The organism is Thiohalophilus sp., from assembly GCF_031581315.1.
Classification (GTDB): Bacteria; Pseudomonadota; Gammaproteobacteria; order UBA6429; family Thiohalophilaceae; genus Thiohalophilus.
Genome location: NZ_JAVLAZ010000064.1, coordinates 9,890 through 12,979 on the forward strand (window position 1 = coordinate 9,890; position 3,090 = coordinate 12,979).

General features: G+C 57.9%; 1 protein-coding gene. It reads right to left on the minus strand.

Annotated features, from left to right (window positions below):
* Positions 1-90: 90 nt before the first annotated feature.
* Positions 91-2,685, minus strand: a complete 2,595-nt coding sequence (gene clpB / locus RI563_RS09730; protein ID WP_310694182.1) for an ATP-dependent chaperone ClpB — start codon at positions 2,683-2,685, stop codon at positions 91-93.
* Positions 2,686-3,090 lie beyond the last annotated feature (405 nt).

A 3,090-nucleotide genomic window follows, 5' to 3' on the forward strand; every position in this document is an offset into this window, starting at 1 on the left:
TCAGAAAAAATCACATGCACATAAAAATGCCGGCTTTCGCCGGCAAATTTATTTTCAGACTTGGTGTCTTTGTGTCTTGGTGGTGTGCTCTTACGCCGCCGAGGCCTTGCGATCGGATTTACCAAAGACGAACCGGTCGTCTTTGACATCAACCTTGATCACATCGCCGGGCACGAACTTGCCGGAGAGGATCTCCTGCGCCAGGGTGTTTTCCACCTGTTGCTGGATGGCCCGCTTGAGCGGTCGGGCGCCGTAGACGGGGTCGAAACCGGCTTCGCCGATCTTGTCCAGCGCCGCCCCGGTCAGCTCGATGTCCATATGCCGATCCTGCAGCCGCTGGCGCAGGTAATCGAACTGGATGCCGGCGATGGCGCGGATCTGTTCGCGAGCCAGCGGATGGAAGACCACCACTTCGTCGACGCGGTTGATGAACTCGGGCCGGAAATGCTGGCCGATAATCTCCATGACCGTGGCCTTCATGGCATCGTAATTTTCCTCGCCGGCCATCTCCTGGATCTGTTGGGAACCCAGATTGGAGGTCATCACGATCACCGTGTTACGAAAATCGACCGTGCGTCCCTGACCGTCGGTCAGGCGACCGTCGTCCAGCACCTGCAACAGGATGTTGAACACATCGGGATGCGCCTTTTCGACCTCGTCGAGCAGGATCACCGAATAGGGTTTGCGGCGCACCGCTTCGGTCAGGTAGCCGCCTTCTTCATAGCCGACGTAGCCGGGCGGAGCACCGATCAACCGGGCCACGGAATGCTTTTCCATGAACTCGGACATGTCGATACGCACCATGGCTTCCTCGGTATCGAACAGGAAAGCCGCCAGGGACTTGGTCAGCTCGGTCTTGCCCACCCCGGTCGGACCGAGGAACAGGAATGAACCGTTGGGTCGATTGGGATCGGACAGTCCGGCACGCGAACGGCGAATGGCATCGGCCACCGATTTGACGGCTTCGTCCTGCCCCACCACACGCTGATGCAGGGCCTCTTCCATGCGCAACAACTTGTCGCGCTCGCCTTCGAGCATTTTGGCAACCGGGATACCGGTCCACTTGGAGACTACCTCGGCAATCTCCTCCTCGTTCACCGAGGTACGCAGCAAGGTTGTTTCCTGCTGCATCTCCGCCTGGGCGGCCATGTCCAGCTGTTTTTCCAGCTCCGGAATCTTGCCGTACTGCAGTTCTGACATGCGGGTCAGATCACCGGCACGGCGCGCCGTATCCAGTTCGATGCGGGTCCGCTCCAGCTCTTCTTTGATGTGCTGACTGCCCTGCACCGCGGCTTTTTCCGAATTCCAGACCTCTTCAAGATCGTGATATTCGCGTTCCAGCTTGTCGATCTCGTCTTCCAGTTTGTTAAGACGCTCAAGTGAGGCTTCGTCACTCTCTTTTTTCAGTGCCTCATGTTCGATCTTTAGCTGAATGAGTTTGCGATCCAGACGATCCATGGACTCGGGCTTGGAATCGATTTCCATGCGAATGCGGCTGGCCGCCTCATCCACAAGGTCGATCGCCTTGTCCGGCAGTTGCCGATCGGTGATATACCGGTGTGACAGAGTCGCCGCGGCGACGATGGCCGGATCGGTAATGTCGACACCGTGATGGACTTCATATTTCTCTTTCAGACCACGCAGGATCGCCACCGTGTCTTCCACGCTCGGTTCGTCCACCTGCACCTTCTGAAAGCGGCGCTCCAGGGCCGCGTCCTTTTCGATGTACTTGCGATACTCATCCAGCGTGGTGGCGCCGATGCAATGCAATTCACCACGGGCCAGCGCCGGCTTGAGCATGTTGCCGGCATCCATGGAACCCTCGGCCTTGCCGGCGCCAACCATGGTGTGGATCTCATCAATGAACAGGATCACCTGCCCTTCCTGCTTGGAGAGATCACTGAGTACAGCCTTGAGGCGTTCTTCGAATTCGCCGCGGAATTTGGCGCCGGCCAGCAATGAGCCCATGTCGAGCGACAGCACGCGCCTGTTTTTCAATCCATCGGGGACTTCACCGTTGATAATCCGTTGCGCCAGCCCCTCAACGATCGCGGTTTTGCCGACGCCCGGCTCGCCAATCAGTACCGGATTGTTCTTGGTGCGCCGTTGCAGTACCTGGATGGAACGGCGGATTTCATCATCACGCCCGATCACCGGATCCAGCTTGCCCTGTTCGGCCCGCTCGGTCAGATCGATGGTGTATTTTTCCAGCGCCTGGCGTTGTTCCTCGGCATTGGGATCGTCAACCTGTTGACCGCCGCGCACATTCTCGATGGCGTTTTCGAGGGCGCCCTTGGTGGCGCCGGCCTTGCGCAGCAGTTCGCCCAGGTTGCTCTTGTCATCCACCGCCGCCAGAACAAACAGTTCGCTGGAGATATATTTATCCTGGCGTTTTTGCGCCAGCTTGTCGGTCAGATTCAGCAGGCGAGACAAATCATTGGAGATATGTACCTCGCCGGTGGCATCCTCGATCTGCGGCAGATGATCCAGCGCTTCACCCAGCTGGGAGCGCAGCAGATTGACGTTAACGTCGGCCTGGGCCAGCAGATGCGAGACGCTGCCGCCTTCCTGATCCAGCATGGCGCTCATCAAATGCACCGGCTCGATCATCTGATGATCGCGGCCAACCGCCAGGCTCTGGGCATCGGCGATCGCCATCTGGAACTTGCTGGTGAGTTTGTCCATTCGCATAACTCGTTTTCCCCTGTGCGGATAAAATTTCAAATACTCCAACAAAAATAGGGCCGGTTGTGCGGGATTCAAGGCTTGGCGGGCAAAACAGGTCCTCAACGATAGACCAAAATCAGGTTCAAGGCGGCTGTCCTGCCCGGCTATGCGGTGAATAAACGCGGAGGTCGCAGAGTCGCGGAGACGCAGAGATTTTCTATGGGTTCACTCTCACTGGATACGAGACGGCAGGCGAATATAATTTGTCGATTTTACTTCTCAGCGCCTCTGCGTCTCCGCACCCAAACAACGGGCATAAACGCCCTCTGCGTTGAATTACCGCCTTTGCGCGAATCATTGCTCACTGGCGCTGGCGCAGCGGATACAGAGGGTGGCGGCGGGATCGGCGAACAGGCGGGCGGG

Coding starts and splice junctions, on each gene's coding strand:
- clpB (WP_310694182.1), bottom strand. CDS start 2,685: ATGGACAAACTCACCAGCAAGTTCCAGATGGCGATCGCCGATGCCCAG.